Here is a 19,725-nt window from a genome sequence, read left to right as displayed (position 1 = left end):
CGCGCCCGGCCCGTGGGTAGTGCCGCCGGGTGACCGTTCCCCGCGCCGCCGACGGCCGCCTCGACAGCCGCCCGCTCGCCGAGCCGTCCGGGGAGCCGTTCCCGCCGGGGCGCACCACCCTGGAGCTGGGGACGTCGGCGCAGGCGGTGCTCGCCGTCCCACCCGGTGACCCGGTGCCCCGGCCGCTGCTGGTGTTCTGCCACGGCGCCGGGGGCTCGGCGGCCGACTCGCTGGCCGAGGTCGGGGAGCTCGCCGCCGACCGCGGGGCGCTGGTGCTCGCGCCGTCGTCGACGGCGTTCACCTGGGACCTCGTCGCCGGTGGGCCGGGGCGCGACATCGCCACCATCGACGCCGCCCTCGCCCAGGTCTTCGCGCGCACGGCGGTCGACCGGGTCGCGATCGGCGGGTTCAGCGACGGCGCCTCCTACGCCCTGTCGCTGGGCATCGCCAACGGCGACCTCGCCGACGCGGTGCTGGCCTTCTCCCCGGGGTTCGCGGCCCCACCCGGCCGGCACGGGCGCCCGCGGTTCTGGATCGCGCACGGCACCGACGACCGTGTGCTGCCGGTGGCGCGCTGCGGGCGGCGGGTGGCGGCCGAGCTGGCCGCCGACGGGTACGTCGTCACCTACGACGAGTTCGCCGGCGGCCACGACCTCCCGCCACGGCTGGTCTCCGGCGCCCTGCGCTGGTGGCTGGACGGGCCCCGGGTCTGACGGGTCTCCGCGCCTGATCCGGGTCAGCCCCGCGGGTCCTCGGTGGTGGTGAGCTCGACCCGCTCACGCCGCAGCTGCTCGCCGACCTCGTGCTCCTCCGTCGTCCAGGAGGTCGTCAGCCGGACCCGCTCGACCGGCTCGCGCTCGACGGAGACCACCGGCCGCTCGCCGAACAGGGTCACCCACTCCCCGGTCCGGTCGCCGCCCACCTCGGTGCGGTCGCCGTCGGCGCCCCCGCCCGCGCGGAGCGGGAGGTGCTCGATCCGGGCGCGCTGCCGGGTGACGGTGACCGGGACCATGACCTCCTCGGTGACCTCCTCGATCCGGAGCACCGCCCGGGTCCACGGCTCGACCACCGTGTGGACCTCAAGCTGCTCCTCCGAGCGGGTCATCGTGCCGTCGCCGGCGCCGTCACGCGTGGTCGGGACGGGGGCGGTGCGCGCGTGCGCCGGCTCCGGTCCCGTGCCGGCGGCCGCGCCGACCCGGTAGTGCGCCTGCAGCGTGGCCTCCTCGTCCGGGCTGAGGTGGTCGGGGCGGGCCACGCGCGGGGCGGTGCGGACCGCCGTGGCGGGCACGGTCAGGTGCAGCCGCCCGCCGTCGAACTCGGCACCGGCCATCGGTGCGATCACCGGCACCTCCTCGTCGTCGGGCGCGGCGTGCTGTCCCTCGGTGAGGCCGATCCAGGTCGGTCGGCCGGTCACGTCGTCGAGGAAGACCGCGGTCACGGTGCCGAGGGCGGTGCCGTCCCGGTCGTCGACGGTCGCCCCGATCACGGGCGGCGGCGCGGAGTCAGTGGTCATGCCTCGTGGGTGCTCCGGGGTGACCCCGGCTACACATGCCCCGGCGCGCCGTCACGCATCCCCGTTGAGCCGCTGCGCTCCCGCGCGTAGCGTCCTCCAACCGTGTCTCCGACTCCCGCCCCCGCCGAGACCACCCCCGATCCCGTCCTCGCCGCCGAGCGCGCCCACCTGGCCCGCGCGGCCGACTGTCTGACCCAGATGCGCACCGCGGCCGTCGCCGTCACCGACGCCGGGGTGGACGCCTGGGCCTCCGAGCGGCTCGGTGCTGCTCGCGCCGAACGACTGCGCTCCCTGGCCACCGACCCCGGCGTGCCGCCGTTCTTCGGCCGCACCGACGGTGCCGCCGAGACCTTCCACATCGGCCGCCGGCACGTGCGTGACGCCGCCGGCGACCCGGTGGTCATCGACTGGCGGGCGCCGATGAGCCGGCCGTTCTACCAGGCCAGCGCCGCCGAACCGCAGGGTCTGGTGCGCCGCCGCCGGTTCGGCTTCTCCGCTGGGGAGCTCACCGGCTACGAGGACGAGGTCCTGGCGGCAGGCGACGAGCCGGTCGGGGAGGAGCACGACAGCGCGTTCCTCCGGCAAGAGATCGAGCGCCCGCGCAGCGGCCCGATGCGCGACATCGTGGCCACCATCCAGCCCGACCAGGACGACATCGTCCGGGCGCCGCTCACCGAGTCGATCTGCGTGCAGGGCGCCCCGGGCACCGGGAAGACCGCCGTCGGGCTGCACCGGGCGGCCTACCTGCTCTACACCCACGGCGAGCAGCTGGCCCGCACCGGCGTGCTGGTGGTCGGCCCGAACCGGGCGTTCCTCCGCTACATCGAGCAGGTGCTGCCCGCGCTGGGGGAGGTGGAGGTCGACCAGGCCACCGTCGCCGACCTCACCGCCCGGGTGACCGTCCGCGCCGAGGACGCGCCGGACGTCGCCGTCCTCAAGGGCGACCCGCGGCTGGCCGAGGTGCTGCGCCGGGCGCTGTGGGGCGGCGTCCGGAAGCCCGCTGAGTCGGTGCAGGTGACGCTGTCCGGGCGGAAGTACCGGATCGGCGAGGACCGGCTCAAGCGGTTCGTCGACGACCTGCGCCGGGCCGGCACCAGCGGCGCCGACGAGCAGCAGCTGGTGCACTACGCGGCCGGCCGGGAGCGGCTGGCGATGGGGCTGGCCGAGTACGCCCGCCGGCTGAAGGAGGCCGGGGGCGGCAGCCCGACCGACGCCGAGACCCGCCGGTGCGCCCGCAGCGCCGAGGTGCGGGCGTTCTGCGACAGCGTCTGGCCCGCGGTGGACGCGGCCGGGCTGGTGCACGACCTGCTCACCGACCCCGAGCGGCTTGCCCGCGCCGCCCGGGGCGTGCTCACCGACGAGGAGCAGGCGCTGCTGCGCTGGCCGAAGGCGCCCCGGTCGGTGCGGAGCGCACCGTGGACCGCCGCGGACGCCGTGCTGGTCGACGAGGTCGCCGGCCTGCTGGAGCGCACCCCCGGCTACGGGCACGTCGTCGTCGACGAGGCGCAGGACCTCTCCCCGATGCAGTGCCGCGCCATCGCCCGGCGGCTGGGCGCGGGCTCGCTGACCGTGCTCGGCGACCTCGCCCAGGCCACCAGCCCCTGGTCGGCGCCGGACTGGGCGCAGACGCTGGCCGGCCTCGGGCGGCCGGCGACGACGATCCGGCCGCTGACCCGCGGCTACCGGGTGCCCGGTGAGGTGCTCGACTTCGCCAACCGGCTGCTGCCGCGGATCGCGCCCGGGCTGCCCGCGGCCACCGCAGCGCGCTCGGAGCCCGGGGCGCTGCGGCTGCAGCCGGTGGCCACGCTCGCCGGGCCGCTGGCCGGGGTGGTCACCGAGCTGGCCGGGGCGGAGGGGTCGACCGGCGTGGTCTGCGCCGACGCCGACGTCGCCGAGGTGGTCGGCATGCTGGCCGCGGCCGGGCTGGAGCTGGCGGCGCTGGCCGACGACGGCAGTGCGCCCACCCGGGTGTCGGTGGTGCCGGCGACGCTGGTCAAGGGGCTGGAGTTCGACCACGTGGTCGTCGTGGAGCCGGCGGCGATCGTGGCCGCCGAGCCGCGCGGGCTGCACCGGCTCTACGTCGTCCTCACCCGGGCGGTGAGCAGCATGGTCGTGCTGCACCGCGGCGACCTCCCCGACCTCCTGGCCCAGGCATAGGAGGCTGTGCACCCACTCTCGGCCCCGAAACCGGGTGCAGAGCCTCCTATGCCGCGAGGAAGCCGGGGGTCGTCGTCCCTAGGCTGCACGGATGTCCTCCCTGCGCCGAGCCCTCCGCGTGCCCCCCGCCCCGGTCCGGCTGAGCGGGCTCGACCCGCGGTCGACGCCGCTCGTGCCCGGGGACAAGGAGCGGACCAGGGAGGTCATGCGGGTCGACGCCGAGCGCCTGGCCGAGCTGCAGCAGCGGCTCTACGCGGAGGGCGTCGGTGGCGGCCGACGCCGGGTGCTGCTGGTGCTCCAGGGCATGGACACCAGCGGCAAGGGCGGGGTGGTCAAGCACGTCGTCGGCGCGATGGAGCCGCACGGCGTGCAGGTGGTCTCCTTCGGCAGGCCGACGCCGGAGGAGCTGCGGCACTCGTTCCTGTGGCGGGTGCGCAAGGCGCTGCCCGGGCCGGGGAAGGTGGGCGTCTTCGACCGCTCGCACTACGAGGACGTGCTGGTCGGCCGGGTGCGGCAGCTGGCCGCCCCCGAGGTGATCGAGCGCCGCTACCGGGAGATCACCCGGTTCGAGCGGCAGCTGGTCGCCGACGACGTCACCGTCGTCAAGGTCTTCCTGCACCTGTCGCCGTGGGAGCAGAAGCAGCGGCTGCTGGCCCGGCTCGACGACTCGACCAAGCGCTGGAAGTTCGACCCCTCCGACGTCGACGAGCGAGCGCTGTGGCCGGAGTACCAGGAGGCCTACGCGACCGCGATGGAGCGCACCGACACCGACACCACGCCCTGGTACGTCGTGCCGGCCGACCGCAAGTGGTACCGGAACTGGGCTGTCGGCCGGCTGCTGCTGGAGACCCTGACGGCCCTGCAGCCGCGGCTGCCCGAGCCGACCTGGGACGTCGACGAGCAGCGTGACCGGCTCGTCGAGGAGCAGCCGCTCAGCGGTTGACCGGGCGCCGGGCGAGCCGCTCGTCCAGCGCCTCGGTGCACAGCCAGCCGGCGATGAGCACCAGGTGCAGCAGGAAGAGCCAGAACCCGACGGCGACCACCCCGCCGACCACGGTCAGCCCGCCGAACGGGGCGCCGAGGTCCAGCGGCAGGGACAGGAACAGCACGAAGCCCTGGAGGAAGCCGGACAGGCAGGCGGCGGTGAACAGCGCCCCGGACAGCACCGCCGTCCAGCGCAACCGGCCGGCGGCGACCACGCCGAACACCCAGGCCAGGGGCACGGTGAGCACGGCGAGCACCGAGTAGTAGCCGACCGCCAGCGCGGCCAGCCCGTTGCTGACCCCGGGCTCTGCGGAGAGCTCCGCGAGCGCCTCACCGGCCCGCAGCAGCGGCCAGGTGAGCAGCGGGGCGATCAGCAGCAGCGGCAGCGCCAGCAGCCGGCCGCGCCAGGCGGTGAACCGGTCGTGCGCCGGGCTGAAGCGCAGCAGCGCCCGGCGCAGGCCCTCGCCGTAGAGCGAGATCGGCAGCAGGGTGAGCAGCCCGCCGACCAGGGACAGCCCGGTGCCGGCCTCGGCGAGCCGGGTGAGCGCGGCGGGGGCGCCGAGCTCGGCGGGCAGCACGTCGGCCAGCCGGGCGGTCAGCCGCTCGACGGTGTCCCCGCCGGTGACCCAGCTGGTGAGCGCGAGGGAGAGCACCAGCCCCGGGACGACGGCGATCCCGGCGTAGAAGGTGAGCCCGGCGGCGATGAGCGCGGTGTCGCGCCCACCCAGCCGGCGGCGCACCGACGCCGCGAGCCCCCGCACCTCCTCCGCCGCCCGCACCGGGTCATGTGACCACGCCGCGGGCCGGGACCGCGCAGCGGCGGGCCGGGCGTCAGTCGACGAGGCCGCCGACCAGCAGCATGTAGCCGAAGATCACGACCAGGATCAGCGCGATGGCGCCGGCGACGATCGCCCGGCTGCGGTTCTGCCGGGACTTCGACGTCGGCTGCGGGTCGGAGGGGTCGTTCGGCGGCGTGCTCATGGCGGCTCCCGTCGTCGTCAGGGCCGGGTGGCCCCTGGCTCTGCAGCCTCCGTTCCCCGTGAGCGGCTGATCACGCACGGATCGCGGGAGTCAGCGGCCGAGCAGGTGCTGGGCCGCGGCGAACCCGCCGAGCCCGCTGACCGCACCGCCGCGCACCGTGCCCCCGGACGACGCGGCGACCACCCGCGGGTGCGACGTCGCCACGCCCCAGGTGCCGGCCTGGGCCGGGTCGGTGGCCACCGGCCAGGACAGGTCGCCGTGGAAGATGTGCCCGCCGGGCATGGCCAGTGCGGCCTCGACGTCCAGCGGCGAGGCCGCCTGCAGGCAGGGCCGGCCCTCGGCGTCGATGGCCAGGCAGTCGGCCAGCGGCTCGGTGAGGTGGTCGTCGAACTGGGCGACGACCCGGCGCACCGCCTCCTCGCGGGTGCCCACCGGGTCGGCCGCGAACAGCTCCGCCGGGGTGTGCAGGCCGAAGAGGGTCAGCGTGTGCAGCCCGGTGCCGCCGGTGATCGACGGGTCGGTCAGCGAGTGGCAGTACACCTCGAACGGGACGACGTCCGGCAGCTGCCCGGCCGCGGCCTTCGCGTACGCGGCGTCGATCGCCGACGCCGACTCGTCGACGTGCACCGTGCCGCTGAACACCCGGTGCGGGTCGTCGCCGGAGCGCAGCCCGGGCAGCCGCCGCAGCACCATGTTGACCTTGAGCTGGGAACCCGACGGTCGCGGGCCGGCCGGCGCGCCGAGCAGGTCGTCCAGCACCGCCGGCGCGGCGCCGCCCACGAGGTGCCCGGCGTCGGCCGCGTGTGCGACCCCGTCCGCGTCGGTCCAGTGCACCGTGACGCCGTCCGCGCGGGTCTCCAGCGCGGTCACCGTGGCCCCGGTCAGCAGCGTGGCGCCGGCGGCCCGGGCAGCGGTGGCGATCGCGCCGCTGACCGCGCCCATGCCGCCGACCGGCACCCGCCAGCGGCCGGTGCCGTTGCCGACCAGGTGGTAGAGGAAGCAGCGCCCGGCCAGCCCGTCGGCGGCGTGCACGTCGGCGAAGGTGCCGATCAGCCCGTCGGTGAGCGCGATGCCGCGCACGTCGTCGTCGGTCAGGTGGTCGCCGACGACGTCGGCCAGCGGCCGCTCGCGCAGGTCGTGCCAGATGCCCGGGTCGCGCAGCCGCCCGGCGAGCTCCGCCTCGCCGGGCAGCGGCTCGGTGAGGGTGGGTGCGAGGTCCTCGGCGAGGGTGCTCAGCCGGCCGTAGAAGCGCTGCCAGCCGGCCAGCTCGGCGTCGGAGCCGGTGAGCGCGCGGAAGGACGCCGCCGTCGCGGGCCCCTCGTCCCGCTCGACCAGCAGGCTCCGGTGCCGCCCGTCGCGGCGCAGCGGGGTCCAGGACGCCACGGCCCGGTCGCGCAGGTCCAGCGGCAGGCCCAGGTCGGTGACGATCCGGTCGGGCAGCAGGCTGACCAGGTAGGAGTACGCCGACAGCCGGACGTCGACGCCGGGGAACACCTGCTGGCTGACCGCGGCGCCGCCGAGCACGTCCCGCCGCTCCAGCACCAGCACCGACCACCCCGCCCGGGCCAGGTAGGCGGCGGCGACCAGGCCGTTGTGCCCGCCGCCGACCACGACCGCGTCGTACCGCGCCGCCGTGCTCACGCCAGGTCCCGGGCGGGGCGCGGCGCGAACGGGGCGTCGACGTCGTGCCCGAACGGCACCGCGACGGCGAGGTGGGGGGCGGCCCAGGGGGCGGTGGCAAGGGTCGGCACCGGGTCATCCTGGCGGGCCGGGGACCGCGGGGCGCTAGCAGGTCCGGCGCACGCTCCCGGGCAACGCCGCGCCGGGAGCCCGTCGGGCCGCCCAGCGGAGCCGGCGCGTGGGCGGCCCGTGCGATCGCGGAGCGTGATCAGACGGTCGCCGGGGCCGGGGGGACAGCACCGGCCGGGGGTCGGGGGGGGGCTCCGACCGGGCGCCCGCGGGTGCCCAGGTCGGGTCGCGTGTCGCCGGTCCGGACCCGGAGCCCGGGGAGAGTGGTCGGGTCCGGGAGCCGCGAATCCCGGCGCGCCAGTCACCCTCGGTGAGCGTGTTGGAGCACACCACCGGAGTTTCTCAACAAAATCGCAATGAGCCTTTGTCACGAGCCCATAACGCCCTTACGGTGGGCGGCGGTCCGGACGGGCACCTCAGCCACCCCTCGGTGGCGACCGACCAGACCGCCGCCGAACTCCACGGCCCGCGCACGACGGCGGGCCAGGGGACCGGGGACCCACCGCAGCACTGGGGTGAAGCACTGCGCGGCCCAGCCGGGCCGCAGGTGCCGGGTGTCTTCCCATCCGAACCCGTCAGCTAACTCGGTAGGCGGCACGTTGGAAGAAAGGACCACCCGCCGAACATGGCGAGTTCGCTCAACCCTGCCCGTCGCGGGTCCGTCTCCCGCCGGGCCGTCGTCACCCTCATCGCCGCCGGCGCCCTCGTCGCCGCCCCGCTGCTCGCCCCCGCGCCCGCCGCGGCCGAGCCCACCACCTCCGCCGAGGCCGCCACCCTGGTCGCCGAGCGCGCGCACGACCTCGAGGTCGTCACCGAGCAGTTCAACGACGCCCGCGTCGAGCTGGACACCAAGCAGGCCGAGGTCGACGCCGCCACCGCCCAGGTCGCGGCCGCCGAGGCCGCCCTCGCCGGGGCCCGCGACCGGGTCCGCGAGGTCGCCCGCAGCGCCTACACCGGCGACCAGCTGAGCACCCTGCAGGCGATGCTCACCAGCGAGTCCGCCGACGAGCTGATGGACCGGGTCGGCACGCTGGACTCGATCGCCGACCACAACAACGGCATCCTCGGCGAGGCCGTCACGGCCGACGAGCAGGCCACCGAGGCCAAGGCGGCGGCCGAGGCCGCCGCCACCGAGGCGCAGGCCCAGCTCGACCAGGTCGAGGCGCAGCGCACGGACCTGAACAAGCAGATCGCCGAGTACCAGGCGCTGTACGAGCGCCTCTCCGCCGCGGAGCAGGCCGCCTCGCGGGCCGAGGCCGAGCGCCGGCACGCCGCCGAGGCCGCCGCGGCACAGCAGGCGTCCGGCTCCGGCTCCGGTTCCCGTGGGGGCGGCAGCGCCGCCCGCGGCGCGGCTCCGGCCGCGCAGGCCCCGTCCGCGCCGGTCGTCGCCTCCAGCGGCGCCGCCGGGACGGCGGTCAGCACCGCCATGGCCCAGCAGGGCAAGCCCTACGTGTGGGCCGCCGCCGGTCCGGGGTCGTTCGACTGCTCCGGTCTGGTGCAGTACGCCTACGCCGCCGCCGGTGTCTCGCTGCCGCACTCCAGCCGGGCCCAGGCCAGCATGGGGCGCGCGGTGTCCCGGGGTGAGCTGCAGCCGGGCGACCTGATCGCCTTCTACTCCCCGGTCAGCCACATCGGCATCTACATCGGCAACGGCCAGATGGTGCACGCGCCGACCTCCGGCGACGTCGTCAAGGTCGCCAGCATCGACGTGATGGGCAGCATCACCGCGATGCGCCGCATCGCCGGCTGAGGAAGGACCCCGTCCCGCTCACCCCTCGCACGTTCGGGGTGAGCCCCCGGACAGGGCCGCTCCAGCGCTTCACCACCGGTGCCCCGGTCGCCGCACGGCGACCGGGGCACCGGTGTCTCCGGGGGACGTCGATCACATCCGGGAGACCGCGGCGCCGGTGGTTCGTTGTCCCCGGTCGTGGCTGCCCGACTGCTCGCCCCTGCCCCCGTGGCCCGCGCCTTCCGCGTCGTCGCCGTCGCCGAGGCGGTGTCCTGGGTGCTCCTGCTCGCCGGGATGTTCGTCAAGTGGGTGCTGCGCACCTCCGAGGTCGGCGTCCAGGTCTTCGGCCCGGTGCACGGCGCGGTCTTCGTCGCCTACGTCGTCGTCACGCTGGTCGCCTGGCGGGTGCTCCGCTGGTCGATCGGCACCACCGTCCTGGCGCTCGCCGCCTCGGTGCCGCCGCTGGTCACCCTCTGGTTCGAGCACTGGGCCCGGCGCACCGGCCGGCTGCCGGTGGGGGAGACCGCGACCGCCAGCGCTGGCTAGCCTCGCGGCATGGCCGACCCCGTGCTGCCCTCCACCGCCCGCACGCTGCTGGCGCGCACCGCCCGTGTGCAGCGCGACGGCCGGGCGCCCAGCCTGGTCGCCGGCGTCGTCCGGGGCGGTGGGCTGGCCTGGTCGGCGGGCCGCGGGGACGTCGCCGAGTCGCACACCGACGTCCAGTACCGGCTCGGCTCGATCAGCAAGACGGTCACCGCCCTGGTGGTGATGCGGCTGCGCGACGAGGGCGCCCTGCACCTCGACGACCTGCTCGACGAGCACGTGCCGGGCACCCCGCTGGGCGACCGCACCGTCGGCCAGCTCCTCTCCCACCTGGCCGGGGCGGGCTCGGAGAGCCCGGGCGGCTGGTGGGAGCGGGTGCCCGGCGGCACCCTGGACGAGCTCCCGCTCAGCGACGACGACGTGGTGCTCGGTGCGGCGCGGCGGTTCCACTACTCCAACCTGGGCTTCGGCCTGCTCGGTGAGCTCGTCGCCCGGCACCGCGGGGCGCCATGGGCGGACGTCGTGCGCGCCGAGGTGCTGCTGCCGCTCGGCATGACCCGCACCACCCCACGCCCCAGCGGGGCGGCCGCCCAGGGGCACGCGGTGCACCCGTGGGCCGACGTCGTCCTGCCCGAGCCCGAGCACGACGCCGGGGTGATGGCCGCGGCCGGTCAGCTCTGGGCGACGCTGGCCGACCTGGGCCGGTTCGCCGCCTTCCTGCTCGGCGACACCGCCGAGGTGGTCTCCCCGGCGACGCTGGAGGAGATGACGGTGCCGGCCGGGGTCGACGCCTCAGCGGCCGGCTGGTCGGCGTACGGGCTGGGCCTGCAGGTGGTGCGCGCCGACGGGGTGACGCTGGTCGGCCACGGCGGCTCGATGCCCGGGTTCCTCGCCGGGGTGTTCGTCGACCGGGCCGAGCAGACCGGCGCGGTCGTGCTGGCCAACACCACCAGCGGGCTGGACCCCCTCGTCCCCGGGCTGCTGGCCGACCTCCGGTCGGCCGAACCGCGCGTGGTCGAGGCCTGGACGCCGGCCGCCCCGCCCGTGCCGCTGGAGACCCTGGGGGTGTGGTTCTGGGGGCCGGCCCCGCACGTGCTGCGGGCGCAGGGCGACCGGTTGCTGCACCTGGGCCCGCTGCCCGGCCGGCCGGGCCGGGCCAGCCGGTTCGCCGCCCGGGGGGACGGGACCTGGGTGGGGCTGGACGGTTACTACGCGGGCGAGACCCTGCGGATCGCCCCGGACCACCTGGACCTGGCGACGTTCGTCTTCACCCGCACGCCCTACGACCCGGCCGCGCCGGTGCCCGGCGGGGTCGACGAGCGCGGCTGGCAGGGTCCGCGGTGACCGCCACGGGGGCCGGGCCGCGGGTGATCGGGATGATCGGCGGGATGAGCTGGGAGTCCAGCGCGCTGTACTACCGGCTGGCCAACGAGCTGGTCCGGGAGCGGCTCGGTGGGCTGCACTCCGCCCGGCTCGTGCTGTCCTCGGTCGACTTCGCCGACATCGAGCGCTGCCAGGCCGCCGGGGAGTGGACGCAGGCCGGTGAGCTCCTCGCGGCGGCGGCCCGCGGGGTGGAGGCCGCCGGGGCCGAGCTGCTGCTGCTGTGCACGAACACCATGCACAAGGTGGCCGACCAGGTGCAGGACGCCGTGGGCATCCCGCTGCTCCACCTGGCCGACGTCACGGCGGACGCGGTGACCGCAGCCGGACTCGACACGGTGGGGCTGCTGGGCACCGCCTTCACCATGGAGCAGGACTTCTACCGCGACCGGCTCACCCGGCACGGGCTGCGGGTGCTCGTGCCCCCGGCCGACGACCGGGCCGAGGTGCACCGTGTCATCTACGAGGAGCTGGCTTTGGGCGTGGTGCGGGAGCGGTCCCGGGAGGCCTACCGCGCCGTCATCCAGCGGCTGGTCGAGGCCGGTGCCCGGGGAGTGCTGCTGAGCTGCACGGAGATCGAGCTGCTCGTCGGGCCGGACGACAGCCCGGTGCCGGTGTTCCCCACCACCCGGCTGCACGTCGAGGCGGCGGTCGCCGCCGCCCTCGCGGACTAGGGACGGTCGAAGGCGTCCATCGTCGTCTTGACCACCGCGCCGTAGGCCAGGTGCGGGACGACGTCGCTGACCCAGTCCGTGGTCGACCAGGTGCGCGGGTCGGTGATGCCCAGGACGGTCATCGGTCCGTTCGAGCCGATCAGCACGCCCACCGTCGTCAGCGCGGTGCCGACCAGCGGCGCGGAGCGGAACCCGGCGGCGCGGGCCAGGCCGGCGAGCACCCCGACGCCGACCCCGGCGACCAGCCCGGTCATCGGGCCGAGCCCCTGCACCCGGTTCTGCCGGGTCCCCTCGTCGCCGGGGATCTGCACGTGCACCTTGTCGGCCAGCGCCTCGACGGTCTGCTCCGGGGTCGAGCTGCTGCCCCGCCCGCGCACCACCATGTCCAGGTAGGTGACGGCGTTCAGCGCCGTCGTCCCGGCCGCGCCGGCGGCGGCGCCCCGCAGCACCCAGCCCACGGTGCTGATCCCGCGCCGGCCCTTGCCGATGGTGCCCAGAGGGGTCCGCTTCGTCATGCGCCCGCCACTACCCGGCGCGCGCCGGAGGCGAAACGGCGGGAGGGTGGCCGGGTGGACGAGGTCGACGCGGTGCTCGAGCGCACCATCGAGGGCCTGCTCGACCAGCGGCGCCCCGGCACCTCGATCTGCCCCTCGGAGGCCGCCCGCGCCGTCGGCGCCGACGACTGGCGGGCGCTGATGCCCGCGGCGGCCGGCCGGCTGGCCGCCCGAGGCGCCGTGGTGGTCACCCAGGGCGGGCAGGTGGTCGACGTCGGCACGGCCCGCGGCCCGGTACGGCTGCGCCGTCCTGACCGCCCGCCGTCCTGACCGCCCGCCGGGACGGATCAGTCCGTCCCGGCAGCGCGTTCCAGCAGCGGGGCCATCCGGTGGTCGACGAAGCGGCGCAGCGCGAGGTTGGTGTCGGTGCGCTGCACGCCCGGGATCGCCAGCACCTGCTCGGTGATCCGCCAGAGGTCGTCGGCGTCGACGGCGACGACCTGGACCAGCAGGTCGGCGACGCCGGACAGGCCGGTCACCTCGAGGACCTCCGGGATCGCGGCCAGCGCGTCGGCGACGTCGGCCAGGCTGCGCTGCACCACCTGCACGGTCACGTAGGCGCCCAGCCGGTAGCCGAGGGCCTCGGGGCGGACCCGGCGTTCGAACGGGTCCAGGACGCCGCCGGACTCCAGCCGGGCCAGCCGGGACTGGACCGTGTTGCGCGCCAGGCCGAGGGTCTGGGCGAGCGAGAGCACGGTGGCCCGCGGGTCCTCCGACAGGGCCAGCAGCAGCCGGGCGTCGGTGGCGTCGAGTCGGGTCGTGCCGGCGGTCACAGTGCGCAGTCTGACATGCGTGGACGTCCTAGTACCGGTCATCGTGCGCAGCACCCGGGATGGATCTTGCGCAGATCGGCCGCGTGGTGATGTGCTGCTCGATGCCCAGGCGTGCCACCATGTGTGAGCGGCGCCACACCCGGGCGCCCGCGAGGACGTCCAGCGCGGGGCGCCCGGAGACCCCGGGCCCCGCGAGACGGCGAGGAGGGACGCGCATGACCGCGCTGTCGCACACCACCGAGGTGGTCGACCCCGTACCGGGAGCCGGTGCCCCGCACCTGCCCGACCAGCCCGATCTCGTGCAGCTCCTGACCCCCGAGGGTGAACGGGTCGAGCACCCCGACTACGCCCTCGACGTGACTGCGGAGGAGCTGCGCGGTCTGTACCGGGACCTGGTGCTCGTCCGTCGCTGGGACTCCGAGGCCACCGCCCTGCAGCGGCAGGGCGAGCTGGGGCTCTGGGCGTCGCTGCTCGGCCAGGAGGCGGCCCAGGTGGGCGCCGGCCGGGCGCTCGCCGCGGACGACATGGCCTTCCCCACCTACCGCGAGCACGGCGTGGCGTGGACCCGCGGGGTCGATCCGCTGCACGTGCTGAGCCTGTTCCGCGGCGTCGACCAGGGCGGCTGGGACCCGGTGACCACCGGGTTCAACCTCTACACCGTGGTCATCGGCGCGCAGACCCTGCACGCCACCGGCTACGCGATGGGGATGCAGCGCGACGGCGCGGAGAGCGCCACGCTGGCCTTCCTCGGCGACGGCGCGACCAGCCAGGGCGAGGTCAACGAGGCGCTGATCTGGGCCTCGACCTTCGCCGCGCCAGTGGTGTTCTTCTGCCAGAACAACCAGTACGCGATCAGCGCCCCGATCGAGCGGCAGTCCCGGGTGCCGCTGTTCCAGCGGGCCGCCGGCTTCGGCTTCCCCGGCGTCCGGGTCGACGGCAACGACGTCCTCGCCGTGCTGGCGGTCACGCGCGCGGCGCTCGCGGCCGCGCGCGACGGCCAGGGCCCCACCTTCATCGAGGCCTTCACCTACCGGATGGGCGCGCACACCACCTCCGACGACCCGACCCGCTACCGGCTGGCCAGCGAGCTGGAGGAGTGGAAGCTGCGCGACCCGATCGCCCGGGTCAAGGCCCACCTGTCCCGCAGCGGCATCGCCGACGCCGACTTCTTCGCCGGGGTCGAGGCCGACGCCGACGCGCTGGCCGAGCGGATCCGCAGCGGCACCCGGGAGCTGGCCCCGCCGGCGCCCACGGAGATCTTCGACCACGTCTACGCCGAGATGCCCCCCGAGCTGGCCCGCCAGCGCGCGGAGTTCGTCGAGTACCACTCCAGATTCGAGGGGGCGGGGCAGTGACCGAGACGCTGACCATCGGAAAGGCGCTCAACCTCGGGCTGCGCCGGGCCATGGAGGACGACGCCAAGGTCGTGCTGATGGGCGAGGACATCGGCCGGCTGGGCGGGGTCTTCCGGATCACCGACGGCCTGCAGAAGGACTTCGGCGAGGACCGCGTCGTCGACACCCCGCTGGCCGAGGCCGGCATCCTCGGCACCGCGGTCGGGCTGGCGATGCGCGGCTACCGGCCGGTGTGCGAGATCCAGTTCGACGGGTTCGTCTTCCCCGCCGTCAACCAGATCGTCACCCAGGTGGCCAAGCTGCACGCCCGCTCGAAGGGCCGGCTGCCGATGCCGATCGTCGTCCGGATCCCGTTCGGCGGGGGCATCGGCGCGGTCGAGCACCACAGCGAGAGCCCGGAGGGCTACTTCGTGCACACCGCCGGGCTGAAGGTGGTGGCGATCAGCAGCCCCGCCGATGCCTACTGGGGCATCCAGCAGGCGGTCGCGCACCCCGACCCGATCATCTTCCTGGAGCCCAAGCGGCGGTACTGGGACAAGGGGGAGGTCGACCTCGACGGGGCGCCGGCCCCGCTGTTCGCCTCCCGCGTGGTCCGCGGCGGCGACGACGTCACGGTGCTCGCCTACGGGCCGATGGTGAAGACGGCGCTGCAGGCCGCCGAGGCCGCCGCCGAGGAGGGCCGGTCGCTGGAGGTGGTCGACCTGCGCACGCTGTCCCCGCTGGACCTGGAGCCGGTCTACGCCTCGGTGCGCCGCACCGGCCGGTGCGTGGTGGTGCACGAGGCGCCGTTGACCCTGGGCCTGGGTGCGGAGATCGCCGCCCGGGTGACCGAGACCTGCTTCCACTCCCTGGAGGCGCCGGTGCTGCGGGTGGGCGGGTACGACACGCCCTACCCGCCGTCGAAGCTCGAGGAGGACTACCTCCCCGACCTCGACCGGGTGCTGGACGCCGTCGACCGGGCGCTGGGGTTCTGATGGCCGAGCTGCGCCAGTTCCGGCTGCCCGACGTCGGCGAGGGGCTCACCGAGGGCGAGATCCTCTCCTGGCTGGTCACGGTGGGCGACACCGTGGCGGTCAACCAGCCGTTGTGCGAGGTCGAGACGGCCAAGGCCGCCGTCGAGCTGCCCTCGCCGTTCGCCGGCACCGTCGTCGAGCTGCTGCACGAGGCCGGGACGACGGTCGACGTCGGTGCGCCGATCATCACCATCGACACCGGCGGTGGATCCGCGGAGGCCCCCGCGGACGAGGGGCGCACCGCCGTCCTGGTGGGTTACGGGCCGCGGACCACCGAGCCGCGCCGTCGTCCCCGCCGGGCGGCGCCCGTCCCCGCCGAGGCCGACTACGGCAGCGGCGGTGACCGCCCGCCGCTGCTGGCCACCGCGCCGGACACCGCGGTCAAGCCGATGCGGCACGGCGGGCTGGAGGCCGGCCGGGCCGCGGAGGCACAGGCCGACCGCGCCGCCGCAGCGGCGCCGGCGACCGCGGCCACCCCAGGCGCCGGTGCGCTGCGCCCGCTGGCCAAGCCGCCGGTGCGCAAGTACGCCAAGGACCTCGGCATCGACCTGGCCACCATCACCGGCACCGGGGACGGTGGGGTGATCACCCGCGCCGACGTCGACGCCGCCCGGGCGACCCCAGCTCCCGGCGCCGAACCCCGTCCCGGTTTCGGCGCCGAACCCCGGCCGGGTTTCGGCGCCGAAACCGGGAGCGAGACCCGGATCCCGATCAAGGGGGTGCGCAAGGCCACCGCCGCGGCGATGGTGCGGAGCGCGTTCACCGCGCCGCACGTCACCGAGTTCCTCACCGTCGACGTCACCCGCACCATGAAGCTGCGCCAGCGGCTGGCCGCCCGCGCGGAGCTCGCCGAGGTCAAGGTGAGCCCGCTGCTGTTCGTGGCCAAGGCGCTCCTGCTCGCGGTCGGACGGCACCCGATGGTGAACAGCAGCTGGGACGAGGCGGCGCAGGAGATCGTCGTCCACGGCGCGGTGAACCTGGGCATCGCCGCCGCCACCCCGCGCGGCCTGGTCGTGCCGAACATCAAGGACGCCGGCCGGCTGTCGCTGCCCGAGCTGGCCGGGGCGCTCACCGACCTCACCGCGACGGCGCGGGCCGGGAAGACCCAGCCCGCCGAGATGACCGGCGGCACGATCACCATCACCAACGTGGGCGTGTTCGGCGTCGACACCGGCACGCCGATCCTCAACCCGGGTGAGTCGGCGATCCTGGCGTTCGGTGCCGTGCGGGAGATGGCCTGGGCGCACAAGGGGAAGCTCGCCGTCCGGCAGGTGACCACGCTGGCGCTGTCGTTCGACCACCGGGTCATCGACGGCGAGCTGGGGTCGCGGTTCCTCGCCGACGTCGGCGCGCTGTTGCACGACCCCGGCACCGCGCTCACCTTCTGAGCGTGGGCACCTCACTGACGCCGCTGCTGTCCTTCGCCGCCCGCTCCCGCGTGCCGGGCGGGTTCGGCTGGCAGGGCGGGGACGGCGCCGTCCTGCCCGATCGGCCGCTGCAGACCTGGATCACCGCCCGGATGACGCACGTCTTCGGGCTGGCCACGCTGCTCGGGCACGCCGGCGCGGACGAGCTCGCCGCGCACGGCGTGGCCGCGCTGCGGACCGGGCCGCTGCACGACGACGAGCGCGGCGGCTGGCGGTCCGCGACCGACGACGACACCAAGGCCGCCTACGTGCACGCCTTCGCGGTGCTCGCCGGGGCGACGGCCACCACCGCCGGGACCGCCGGCGGTCGCGAGCTGCTGGACGAGGCGCTGGCGGTCTGGGAGCAGCGCTTCTGGGACGACGAGGAGGGGCTGGCCCGGGAGTCCTTCGACCGGACCTGGGCCTCCGGCGAGGACTACCGGGGCGCCAACGCGAACATGCACGGGGTGGAGGCCATGCTCGCCGCCGCCGACGCGCTGGCCGGCAGCGACCCCGGCGCCACGGCCCGGCTGCGCACGCACGCGCTGCGGGTCACCGAGCGGGTCGTGCACGGCTGGGCGCGGGAGCGGGGCTGGCGGCTGCCCGAGCACTTCACCGCGGGCTGGGAGCCGCTGCCCGAGCTGAACCGCGATCGCCCGGCCGACCCGTTCCGGCCCTACGGCGTGACGATCGGGCACCAGTTCGAGTGGGCCCGGCTGTGCTGGCACCTGGACACCGCGCTCGGCGAGCACGCCCCCGGCTGGCTGCGCACCGACGCCGACGGGCTGTTCACCGCCGCGGTCGAGCGGGGCTGGGCCGCCGACGGGCACCCGGGGTTCCCCTACACGCTCGACTGGTCCGACCGGCCGGTGGTGGGCGCCCGGATGCACTGGGTCCTCTGCGAGGCGGTGGCGGCGGCCGCGGTCCGGTTCGCCGTCACCGGCGACCCGCGGACGGCCACCCTGCAGCACCGTTGGGAGGAGCTGGGCGATCGGTCGTTCCTGGACGAGGCGGTGGGCAGCTGGCACCACGAGCTCACCCCCGAGGGGGCGGTCGCCGAGGGCACCTGGACCGGCAAGCCCGACGCCTACCACCTGGCGCAGATGCTGCTCCTGCGGAACGCCCCGCTCGCCGGCAGCGTGGCCGCCGCCGTCCGCACCCCCTGAGGGCGGACATGGCCACTTCCGCCCTCCCGCCGGGGGCGGAGATGGCCATGTCTGCCCCGGCGAGCGAGCCGGAACGGGGGCGTCCGGTGACGGCGGGTGTACCGGTCTCGCACTCCGGGGTACGGAGCCCACGGACGTACGAGACCCCCGAGCAGAGGAGGCTCCCCGTGGCGAACGTGGAGAAGTCGATCGACGTGGACGTGCCGATCCGGCAGGCCTACGACCAGTGGACGCAGTTCGAGTCCTTCCCGCAGTTCATGAACGGCGTCGAGCGGATCACCCAGCTCGACGACCGGCACACCCACTGGGTCACCAAGATCGGTGGGGTGGAGCGCGAGTTCGACGCCGAGATCACCGAGCAGCACCCCGACGAGCGGGTCGCCTGGAAGAGCACCGACGGCGAGGCCAAGCACGCCGGCGTGGTCACCTTCCACAAGATCAGCGACAACACCACGCGGGTGATGGTCCAGCTGGACTGGGAGCCGCAGGGCGTGGTGGAGAAGGTCGGTGCCGCGGTCGGTGTCGACGACCGGCAGATCAGCGCCGACGTGAAGCGGTTCAAGGAGTTCATCGAGAGCCGGGGCACCGAGACCGGTGCCTGGCGCGGGGACGTCCCCCGCGAGGGCTGATCGACCAGCTGGGCCGGCGCCCGCCACCTCCGCACCGGAGGTGGCGGGCGCCGTCGCATCCCGGGGCGATCTCCATGTGCAGCGCACGATCGAATGGGGCACGGACAGGTCATGACGACTCCGACGCCCCTGCGCGCGCTCGCGCTGACCTGCAGCCTCAAGCCCTCTCCCGCCCCGTCGAGCGCCGACCTGATGGCCCGCCAGGTGCTCGACGCCCTGGCCGGGCACGGCGTCGAGGGTGAGCTGGTCCGGGTCGTCGACCACGACGTGAAGCCCGGCGTCGAGGTGGACATGGGCGAGGGGGATGCCTGGCCCGCGATCCGGGAGAAGGTGCTGGCGGCCGACATCCTGCTGATCGCCACCCCGACCTGGGTCGGGCAGATGAGCAGCGTCGCCAACCGGGTGGTCGAGCGGCTGGACGCCGAGATCTCCGAGACCGACGACCAGGGCCGGCCGCACACGTTCGGCAAGGTCGGCATCGTCGCCGTCGTCGGCAACGAGGACGGGGCGCACAAGATCAGCGCCGACCTGTTCCAGGCGCTGGACGACGTCGGCTTCACCCTCCCGGCCCAGGGCGCCACGTACTGGAACGGCGAGGCGATGCACGGCACCGACTACCAGGACCTGGACGAGACCCCGGAGGCGGTCGCGACGACGACGGCCACGGTGGCCCGCAACGCCGCCCACCTGGCCCGGCTGCTCAAGGAGCAGCCCTACCCGCCGGCCTCCTGAGACGACGACGGCGCCCGTCCCCTCGCTGGAGGGGGCGGGCGCCGTCTTCACCTGCTGGAACGGCCCCTCTGCAGGGCCCCGCCGCGAGCGTGCGAGCGGTGGGGGGCAGAGGGGTCCTTCACTCGGCGTCGAGGTCGCTCTCGACCATGCCGGCGATCCGGTCGAGCACCGCCTCGTCGTCGCTGCTGACGGTGACCTCGGTGCCCTGCTTGGCACCGAGCGTCATGATCATCAGTGGCGACCCGGCGTCGACGGGATTGCCGCCGGGGCCGGCCAGGGTGACCGGCACCCCGGACTTGGTGACGGCCTCGGCGATGAGCGCAGCCGGGCGGGCGTGCAGGCCGACGGCGGAGCCGACGGTCACGGTCTTGGAGGGCATCGATGCCT

At 75.5% G+C, this 19,725-nt stretch carries 21 protein-coding genes and 1 riboswitch; of the genes, 14 read left to right on the top strand and 7 right to left on the bottom strand.

Going from position 1 to position 19,725, the window contains the following annotated elements; genetic code table 11:
• The first annotated feature begins 29 nt into the window (after positions 1–29).
• Complete coding sequence (locus JD78_RS15970; protein ID WP_153358314.1) at positions 30–713, top strand: alpha/beta hydrolase; 684 nt, start codon at positions 30–32, stop codon at positions 711–713.
• Between the two features lie 23 nt (positions 714–736).
• On the opposite strand, the gene JD78_RS15965 is transcribed toward JD78_RS15970, so the two are convergent.
• Positions 737–1,513, bottom strand: a complete 777-nt coding sequence (locus JD78_RS15965; RefSeq protein ID WP_153358316.1) for a PRC and DUF2382 domain-containing protein — start codon at positions 1,511–1,513, stop codon at positions 737–739.
• Between the two features lie 102 nt (positions 1,514–1,615).
• Here JD78_RS15965 and JD78_RS15960 point away from each other — a divergent pair, with 102 nt between their 5' ends.
• On the top strand, positions 1,616–3,670 hold the full coding sequence (locus JD78_RS15960; RefSeq protein ID WP_228395002.1) for a HelD family protein: 2,055 nt from the start codon (positions 1,616–1,618) through the stop codon (positions 3,668–3,670).
• 91 nt (positions 3,671–3,761) lie between these two features.
• Entirely contained in the window at positions 3,762–4,613 is an 852-nt protein-coding gene (locus JD78_RS15955) for a PPK2 family polyphosphate kinase (RefSeq protein ID WP_153358318.1), read from the top strand.
• On the opposite strand, the gene JD78_RS15950 is transcribed toward JD78_RS15955, so the two are convergent.
• From JD78_RS15950 to JD78_RS15940, 3 genes are all read right to left on the bottom strand, one after another.
• Entirely contained in the window at positions 4,603–5,433 is an 831-nt protein-coding gene (locus JD78_RS15950; RefSeq protein WP_153358320.1) for a YhjD/YihY/BrkB family envelope integrity protein, read from the bottom strand. The two genes, JD78_RS15955 and JD78_RS15950, sit on opposite strands and share 11 nt — an antisense overlap.
• Positions 5,434–5,485: 52 nt before the next feature.
• The gene (locus tag JD78_RS15945) at positions 5,486–5,635 is read right to left on the bottom strand and encodes a hypothetical protein (RefSeq protein WP_153358322.1); all 150 of its coding nucleotides are present in this window, start codon (positions 5,633–5,635) and stop codon (positions 5,486–5,488) included.
• Positions 5,636–5,725: 90 nt separating this feature from the next.
• A complete protein-coding gene (locus tag JD78_RS15940; RefSeq protein WP_153358324.1) occupies positions 5,726–7,276 on the bottom strand; it encodes a phytoene desaturase family protein in 1,551 nt (516 codons plus the stop codon).
• A gap of 548 nt (positions 7,277–7,824) precedes the next feature.
• Positions 7,825–7,994: riboswitch (cyclic di-AMP (ydaO/yuaA leader) on the top strand.
• A 15-nt stretch (positions 7,995–8,009) separates the two neighbouring features.
• Here JD78_RS15940 and JD78_RS15935 point away from each other — a divergent pair.
• From JD78_RS15935 to JD78_RS15920, 4 genes are all read left to right on the top strand, one after another.
• The gene (locus JD78_RS15935; RefSeq protein WP_153358326.1) at positions 8,010–9,134 is read left to right on the top strand and encodes a C40 family peptidase; all 1,125 of its coding nucleotides are present in this window, start codon (positions 8,010–8,012) and stop codon (positions 9,132–9,134) included.
• 177 nt (positions 9,135–9,311) lie between these two features.
• A complete protein-coding gene (locus JD78_RS15930; RefSeq protein ID WP_228395003.1) occupies positions 9,312–9,659 on the top strand; it encodes a DUF3817 domain-containing protein in 348 nt (115 codons plus the stop codon).
• Between the two features lie 9 nt (positions 9,660–9,668).
• Entirely contained in the window at positions 9,669–11,000 is a 1,332-nt protein-coding gene (locus JD78_RS15925; protein WP_153358330.1) for a serine hydrolase domain-containing protein, read from the top strand.
• The gene (locus tag JD78_RS15920) at positions 10,997–11,710 is read left to right on the top strand and encodes an aspartate/glutamate racemase family protein (protein ID WP_228395004.1); all 714 of its coding nucleotides are present in this window, start codon (positions 10,997–10,999) and stop codon (positions 11,708–11,710) included. The genes JD78_RS15925 and JD78_RS15920 overlap by 4 nt, the downstream gene beginning before the upstream one ends.
• Here the strand turns inward: JD78_RS15920 and JD78_RS15915 are convergent.
• Positions 11,707–12,225, bottom strand: a complete 519-nt coding sequence (locus JD78_RS15915; protein WP_153358332.1) for a hypothetical protein — start codon at positions 12,223–12,225, stop codon at positions 11,707–11,709. The two genes, JD78_RS15920 and JD78_RS15915, sit on opposite strands and share 4 nt — an antisense overlap.
• A 54-nt stretch (positions 12,226–12,279) precedes the next feature.
• Between JD78_RS15915 and JD78_RS15910 the strand changes: the two genes are divergently transcribed.
• Positions 12,280–12,534, top strand: a complete 255-nt coding sequence (locus JD78_RS15910; RefSeq protein ID WP_153358334.1) for a DUF3253 domain-containing protein — start codon at positions 12,280–12,282, stop codon at positions 12,532–12,534.
• Between the two features lie 17 nt (positions 12,535–12,551).
• On the opposite strand, the gene JD78_RS15905 is transcribed toward JD78_RS15910, so the two are convergent.
• Complete coding sequence (locus tag JD78_RS15905) at positions 12,552–13,037, bottom strand: Lrp/AsnC family transcriptional regulator (RefSeq protein WP_194290413.1); 486 nt, start codon at positions 13,035–13,037, stop codon at positions 12,552–12,554.
• Between the two features lie 215 nt (positions 13,038–13,252).
• On the opposite strand from JD78_RS15905, the gene pdhA reads away from it, so the two are divergent.
• The 6 genes from pdhA to JD78_RS15875 all read left to right on the top strand — a co-directional run bounded on the left by pdhA (position 13,253) and on the right by JD78_RS15875 (position 19,338).
• A complete protein-coding gene (pdhA, locus tag JD78_RS15900) occupies positions 13,253–14,392 on the top strand; it encodes a pyruvate dehydrogenase (acetyl-transferring) E1 component subunit alpha (protein WP_153358336.1) in 1,140 nt (379 codons plus the stop codon).
• The gene (locus tag JD78_RS15895) at positions 14,389–15,366 is read left to right on the top strand and encodes an alpha-ketoacid dehydrogenase subunit beta (protein WP_153358338.1); all 978 of its coding nucleotides are present in this window, start codon (positions 14,389–14,391) and stop codon (positions 15,364–15,366) included. The genes pdhA and JD78_RS15895 overlap by 4 nt, the downstream gene beginning before the upstream one ends.
• Positions 15,366–16,793: a dihydrolipoamide acetyltransferase family protein gene (locus tag JD78_RS15890; RefSeq protein WP_153358341.1), complete on the top strand. Its 1,428-nt coding sequence runs from the start codon at positions 15,366–15,368 to the stop codon at positions 16,791–16,793. Before JD78_RS15895 ends, JD78_RS15890 begins: the two co-directional genes overlap by 1 nt.
• A 2-nt stretch (positions 16,794–16,795) precedes the next feature.
• Positions 16,796–17,977 (top strand): AGE family epimerase/isomerase, encoded by a 1,182-nt coding sequence (locus JD78_RS15885; RefSeq protein ID WP_194290414.1) that lies wholly within the window; start codon positions 16,796–16,798, stop codon positions 17,975–17,977.
• A gap of 167 nt (positions 17,978–18,144) precedes the next feature.
• Positions 18,145–18,606, top strand: a complete 462-nt coding sequence (locus tag JD78_RS15880; protein WP_153358346.1) for an SRPBCC family protein — start codon at positions 18,145–18,147, stop codon at positions 18,604–18,606.
• Positions 18,607–18,717: 111 nt separating this feature from the next.
• Positions 18,718–19,338, top strand: coding sequence for a flavodoxin family protein (locus JD78_RS15875; RefSeq protein WP_153358349.1), 621 nt, complete (start codon positions 18,718–18,720; stop codon positions 19,336–19,338).
• Positions 19,339–19,456: 118 nt separating this feature from the next.
• Here JD78_RS15875 and JD78_RS15870 read toward each other — a convergent pair whose 3' ends face one another.
• Positions 19,457–19,717, bottom strand: a complete 261-nt coding sequence (locus JD78_RS15870) for an HPr family phosphocarrier protein (RefSeq protein WP_153358351.1) — start codon at positions 19,715–19,717, stop codon at positions 19,457–19,459.
• Positions 19,718–19,725 lie beyond the last annotated feature (8 nt).

Origin of the sequence: Modestobacter roseus (genome assembly GCF_007994135.1) — a bacterium.
GTDB lineage: Bacteria > Actinomycetota > Actinomycetes > Mycobacteriales > Geodermatophilaceae > Modestobacter > Modestobacter roseus.
Note: the sequence above shows the minus strand (reverse complement) of the source record. Positions and strands in the feature narration are given on the sequence as shown.

What these genes read in the sequence shown, in the direction of transcription:
- JD78_RS15955 (WP_153358318.1), top strand. Translation starts at nt 3,762, where the DNA reads ATGTCCTCCCTGCGCCGAGCCCTCCGCGTGCCCCCCGCCCCGGTCCGG.
- JD78_RS15875 (WP_153358349.1), top strand. Translation starts at nt 18,718, where the DNA reads ATGACGACTCCGACGCCCCTGCGCGCGCTCGCGCTGACCTGCAGCCTC.
- JD78_RS15925 (WP_153358330.1), top strand. Translation starts at nt 9,669, where the DNA reads ATGGCCGACCCCGTGCTGCCCTCCACCGCCCGCACGCTGCTGGCGCGC.
- JD78_RS15890 (WP_153358341.1), top strand. Translation starts at nt 15,366, where the DNA reads ATGGCCGAGCTGCGCCAGTTCCGGCTGCCCGACGTCGGCGAGGGGCTC.
- pdhA (WP_153358336.1), top strand. Translation starts at nt 13,253, where the DNA reads ATGACCGCGCTGTCGCACACCACCGAGGTGGTCGACCCCGTACCGGGA.
- JD78_RS15965 (WP_153358316.1), bottom strand. Translation starts at nt 1,513, where the DNA reads ATGACCACTGACTCCGCGCCGCCGCCCGTGATCGGGGCGACCGTCGAC.
- JD78_RS15945 (WP_153358322.1), bottom strand. Translation starts at nt 5,635, where the DNA reads ATGAGCACGCCGCCGAACGACCCCTCCGACCCGCAGCCGACGTCGAAG.
- JD78_RS15870 (WP_153358351.1), bottom strand. Translation starts at nt 19,717, where the DNA reads ATGCCCTCCAAGACCGTGACCGTCGGCTCCGCCGTCGGCCTGCACGCC.
- JD78_RS15915 (WP_153358332.1), bottom strand. Translation starts at nt 12,225, where the DNA reads ATGACGAAGCGGACCCCTCTGGGCACCATCGGCAAGGGCCGGCGCGGG.
- JD78_RS15935 (WP_153358326.1), top strand. Translation starts at nt 8,010, where the DNA reads ATGGCGAGTTCGCTCAACCCTGCCCGTCGCGGGTCCGTCTCCCGCCGG.